Below are 5,214 nucleotides of genomic sequence, written 5' to 3' on the forward strand. Positions count from 1 at the left end.
AATTACGAGCCGATACGCTCAGCGACAGCCAGCCGATGGAACGTTTTTGGCAACGCTGGCAATCCCGTCAAAACGGCAGCAACCGCTACCAGACCGCCGCCTGATTGCGCAAAGTAAGGAATGCACCCCCGGTCGACTCCGCGAATTACCGACCTGCAAACTTAGGCCGTTGCCATCTCTGCCGGCATGCCCGCGACGGGATCGAAGTAGTCCGGGGTGAGATCCGCCGGCTTGTCGCGCGCGGGGATCGGGCCGGCCTCGCGCTGTAGGAGAGCAATCAAACTGACGCCTTTGCGATAGCCGTCGCGATGGCGGCGGAGCGAATTGCAAAGCGTGCCGCGTTCGCCGGCAAAGATGTTTTCCAAGAGCCGATTCACGGGCGGCGAAGGAATCCGGAAGTCCGTCCCCGCTACACCGGCGACTTCGCCGCGGCGGCGGTTGATCGCCCGCACCGTCTTGATCAGCGGATAAAGGCGCGAGTTGAAGTGCGAGACCAACAACGGCTTGAGCGGCAGGCCCTCCCAAAGTTGGGTCAACCGCTCACGATCGTAGCGTCGATAATGGCCGAAGCTCTCGTCGTGCCGGTTCCAAAGCCGCTGATCGGCCGGGACCGTGATCAACAGATACGCACCCGGCCGAACCGCTGCCGAGATCTGGGAAAACAGGCGAAAATCATCGGGCACATGCTCCAGCACGTCCATCATCAGCACGAGCCGAGCGTCGTCGACCAATCTGCCTAAGTCGGCCGGAGCGAATCCCTGAATGAATTGCACTGCCGGATACCGGCGCTGGGCCAGGCGAATCGCCTCGGGCGAGGTGTCGATGCCGATGCAACGATAGTCGCCGGCGAGCGACGCCAGGTTCGCCCCGGTGCCGCAGCCCACGTCGATCACGGTCGTGTCGGGCGAGGGCGGAAGAATCTGACCGACGAGCGCTCGCAGAATTCGCCGCCGCCCGACGAACCACCAGTGGCGCTCTTCGATCTCGGCGTGAAGCTGGAATTGTGGAGATTGCATGCACAAGCATAGCTTGCGGCAGCAGGTATTTTCGCGGGTTTTTCGAGGTGCGGACGGGGGAGATAGGTAGGGTGCGTCAAGGCTCTGCGCAGACGCACCGATCGCGGTTCCGGCAACGTGATGTCGCGGGTTTAGGTGCGTCTGCGCGGACTTGACGCACCCTACGACTCCGACGACTCCAGTTCGCAAGCGAACCGGCTAACGAGCGATCTCCCGCCTCCGACCTCGTACCCAGCCCCTAGCCCCGAGTCCCGAGTCCCTCCGGCGCAGCCGGCTTCGGCTCGCTTTCGAGGCAGCGGCCAATTTGACGGACGGCCTGGCGGAGGCGGTTTTCATTCTCAATCAAGGCCATTCGCAGATAGCCTTCGCCGGCGGGCCCAAATCCGCTGCCGGGGCTGACGGCTACATCCCCTTCCTCAAGGAGCTTGGTGGCGAATTCCAGCGAATTCAGCTTGCCAAACCAAGGGGCAGGGATTCTCGCCCACAGAAACATGCTGGCTCGCGGCGGTGTCACGTCCCAGCCGATCCGACGCAGCCCCTCGACGAGCACATCGCGGCGCCCCTGATAAACGGCGGACTGCGCCTCGACATCCGCATCGCCGTGCCGCAGCGCCATGATCGCCGCGATTTGAATCGGGCGAAACATGCCGTAATCGTAATACGCCTTGACGGTCCCCAGAGCGCGGATCATCTCGGCGTTGCCGGCGCAGAAACCAACTCGCCAACCTGCCATGTTGTAACCTTTGCTCATCGTCGTGAATTCGACGGCCAGCTCCTTGGCTCCCGGCGTGGCGAGCAGGCTCGGTGTCTGATAGCCATCGTAGGTCACGTCGGCATAGGCCAGGTCGCTGATGATCATGAAGCCGTAGCGTCGCGCGAGCTTCACGGCATCGACGTAAAACTCCGGATCGACCGTAACGGTCGAAGGATTGTGCGGATAGTTGAGGATCACCAGCTTCGGCTTGGGATAGAGATGCTGACAGGTATAAGCGACATTCGAGAGAAACGTTTCGCTATCGGCAACTTCGAGCGAGATGGCATTGCCCGAGGCGAGCGCAACGCCGTAGGTGTGCGCCGGATACGACGGGGCCGGCACGATCGCCGAATCTCCCGGTCCTAAGAGCGCCAAGCACATGTGGCTGAAGCCCTCCTTCGAGCCGAGCGTGGCGATGACTTCGTTCTCCGGATCGAGCCGCGCGCCCCATTTCTTCAGGTACTTGGCGGCTGCTTCGCGGCGCAGGCTCATGATGCCAAGCGATGGGCTATAACCGTGGTTTTTCGGATCGCGCGCCGCCTCCGCCAGCTTCTCAATGACCAAGTCCGAAGGGGGGTCTGACGGGTTCCCCATGCTCATGTCGATGACATCGTCCCCGGCGCGGCGCTTTTGATAAGTCAATTGATTGATCCGCGCAAACAGATACGCCGGCAGGCGTTTCATCCGTTCGGAGACCTGGATTTGGAATGGCCGGGAGTCGTCGGCCGGATCGTCGGTGCGGGGTTCTGGCGTCATGGGACCAATATGGCTCGCAGGAGAGCGAATTACTGAAAACGGGGGTCTACCTAAAGGATACCCGGCGTGGAACCCAAGGGAAACGCCGATTGACCGCCATTCGCCGGTCGAAGCAACCCTACCCTTTGTGCCGTCTAGCGTGTCTAGGGCGTTTTAATCGGCCCGACGATAAACTAACCTTATTGAGAGAGTTTGCTCATCAAAGCCCAATCGCGTTTTTTCCAGGGGTGCTGCCATGTCCACGGCATCGACTTTCTACACGTTATTTGCCGACAATGAGTTCGCCAATGTATTGCTTCAGATCGTCCAAAGCTTGTCGGTCGTGCTGATCTTGCTTGGCCTAGCGCTGATGGCCAGTTGGCTCAGTTTGCGATACATCCCCAACAATTACGTCGGGATCGTCGAGAAGCTATGGTCCGGCAAAGGCTCTGTGCCGGAAGGGTGCATTGTTGCACTCAATGGTGAGGCTGGGTTCCAAGTCGATCTGCTCCGCGGCGGCGTGCATTTTGGGCTCTGGCGCTGGCAATACCGGATCCACAAAGTTCGGCTGGTGACGGTCTCGCATGGCAAGATCGGCTATGTTTATGCCAGAGACGGTGAGCCGCTCTCGCCGAGCCAGACCCTCGGCCGAGTCGTGCCGTGCAACGATTTCCAAGACGCGCGGGCCTTCCTCGGGGTTCACCCGGATAAATCGGCGCCGACCGTTCGAGGGCAGCGCGGCCGGCAGCGAGCGATCGTCCGCGAAGGGGTGTACGCGATCAATCCGGCGCTGTTCGTCGTGATCACCGAAGACTCGACCTACACGCTCCGCCACATCCAGTCGCCGCAAGAAGTGCAGGCGATCGGCCGCTGGCAGCAAGACCTGCGCGAGATCGGCGCTTTCGAGCCGGTCGTGATCGGCGGGCCGATGGAAGTACCCGATCCGTTCCTGCCGGGCAAGACGCAGACGGTCGATAGCATCGGCGTCGTGACCGTACACGACGGGCCATCGCTGTTGCAAGGAGAGATCATCGCACCATCGGTCGGTAACGACGCAGGAGGCGCGAACTACCACAACAATTTTCAAGACACCGAGGCCTTTCTCGCCGCCGGCGGCCGCCGCGGCCGGCAATACCAAACGCTCACCGACGGCACGTACTTCATCAATCGCTGGTTCTCGACCGTCGAGATGATCCCGAAGACGGTTGTGCCGATCGGCTATGTCGGCGTGGTGGTGAGCTACATCGGCCAGGTCGGCCGCGATTTGTCGGGAGATAAGTTTCGTCATGGCGAGCGCGTGGCCGAAGGAGAACGCGGCGTCTGGGAGCGAGCGCTTGGACCGGGAAAATACGCCTTCAACACCTACGCCGGCACGATCATCCTGGTGCCCACCACGAACTTCGTGCTCCATTGGATCACCGGCCGCACCGAGGCCCATCGGTATGACGAAAGCTTGCGGTCGATCGACCTCGTGACGAAAGACGCTTACGAACCGCTGCTGCCGCTGTCGGTCGTGGTGCACATCGACTATCAAAAGGCCCCGAGCGTCATCCAACGATTCGGCGACATCAAGAAGCTGATCACGCAAACGCTCGATCCGATGCTGAGCGCCTATTTCCGCGATGTCGCCCACAAGCGAACCATGCTCGGGCTGCTGCAACAACGCGACGAAATCCAGCAGGAGTCGCGTGCCGAGCTGCGCCGCAGGTTTGGAGAGTTCGACATCGAATGCGTCGACGTGCTGATCGGCAAGCCCGACACGGCCGAGACCGGGGGCAAGATCGAGACGCTGCTCGAGCAATTGCGCACCAGGCAATTGTCGGTCGAGCAACTCGAAACCTACGATCGCCAGAAAGACGCGGCCGACAAGCTGCGCGTGCTCAACGAAGCCCAAGCCCAAGCGGCCAAGCAGACTGAGCTGACGAACTCGCGCGTGCAGATTCAGATTTCGGAAAGTCAGGGCGAGGCCGATCTGGCCCGCTCGCGCAAGCAGGCCGAGCAGACAGTCGTCGTAGCCGAGGCCGAGTTGGCCCGTGCCCGCCGGCAGGCCGAGCAGATGGTCGTATTGGCCCAGGCCGATAGCGAGCAGAAGATACTCGCCGGCCGCGGTGAAGCGAAGCAGATCATGCAGGTCGGTCTTTCCGAGGCCTCCGTATTGCAGCGGAAGATCTCTTCCTACGGCGATTCGCGGCTTTATGCCCTTGAGCATCTCGGCGAGTATCTGTCGAAGAGCAAACAGCCGCTCGTGCCGGAGCGAATGTTCGTCTCCGGCGGCAACGGCGACACGAGCCAGCTCAGCCAGACCAGCGGCTTGCTCGGAATGCTGTTGAACCTGTTGGTCGCGGAGAAATCCGGCTTCCAAACGGCCGGCGTCGAGCAGACGGAACTCAAAGCCTTCTCCGACCGCCTGACCCGCGAGATGATGGACTCGATGACCAAGGATGACGGACCTCAACCGGCCGCCGCGCCGCGAACTGGAGCAAACGGAAAGTAGCCAAATCCCGAGTGTGGAGAACGGCGACGTCGCCCCGGCGTGTCACGACCGACCTCGACGAGTACAATGAGGGCATGTCTAAGAACGTGTTTGAAAAGCTATTTATCCCAGCCGCCGGCCAGTTCTGCTGGCTTTAGGTGGCGTAACATACGGTGAATCATGCAGACGAGGATCATGGCTTCGCTGTTATCGGTTCGTTCCTCGTAGTCTTTGCT

General features: G+C 61.1%; 3 protein-coding genes. 1 reads left to right on the forward strand and 2 read right to left on the reverse strand.

Annotation, left to right across the window (positions count from 1 at the left end):
* Positions 1-161: 161 nt before the first annotated feature.
* Together VGY55_08235 and VGY55_08240 are read right to left on the reverse strand one after the other, a co-directional pair.
* Positions 162-1,016, reverse strand: a complete 855-nt coding sequence (locus tag VGY55_08235; GenBank protein ID HEV2969964.1) for a class I SAM-dependent methyltransferase — start codon at positions 1,014-1,016, stop codon at positions 162-164.
* 238 nt (positions 1,017-1,254) lie between these two features.
* Positions 1,255-2,526, reverse strand: coding sequence for an aminotransferase class I/II-fold pyridoxal phosphate-dependent enzyme (locus tag VGY55_08240; GenBank protein HEV2969965.1), 1,272 nt, complete (start codon positions 2,524-2,526; stop codon positions 1,255-1,257).
* Between the two features lie 235 nt (positions 2,527-2,761).
* Between VGY55_08240 and VGY55_08245 the strand changes: the two genes are divergently transcribed.
* Complete coding sequence (locus VGY55_08245) at positions 2,762-4,999, forward strand: SPFH domain-containing protein (GenBank protein ID HEV2969966.1); 2,238 nt, start codon at positions 2,762-2,764, stop codon at positions 4,997-4,999.
* Positions 5,000-5,214 lie beyond the last annotated feature (215 nt).

Source organism: Pirellulales bacterium (assembly GCA_035939775.1).
Lineage (GTDB): Bacteria > Planctomycetota > Planctomycetia > Pirellulales > DATAWG01 > DASZFO01.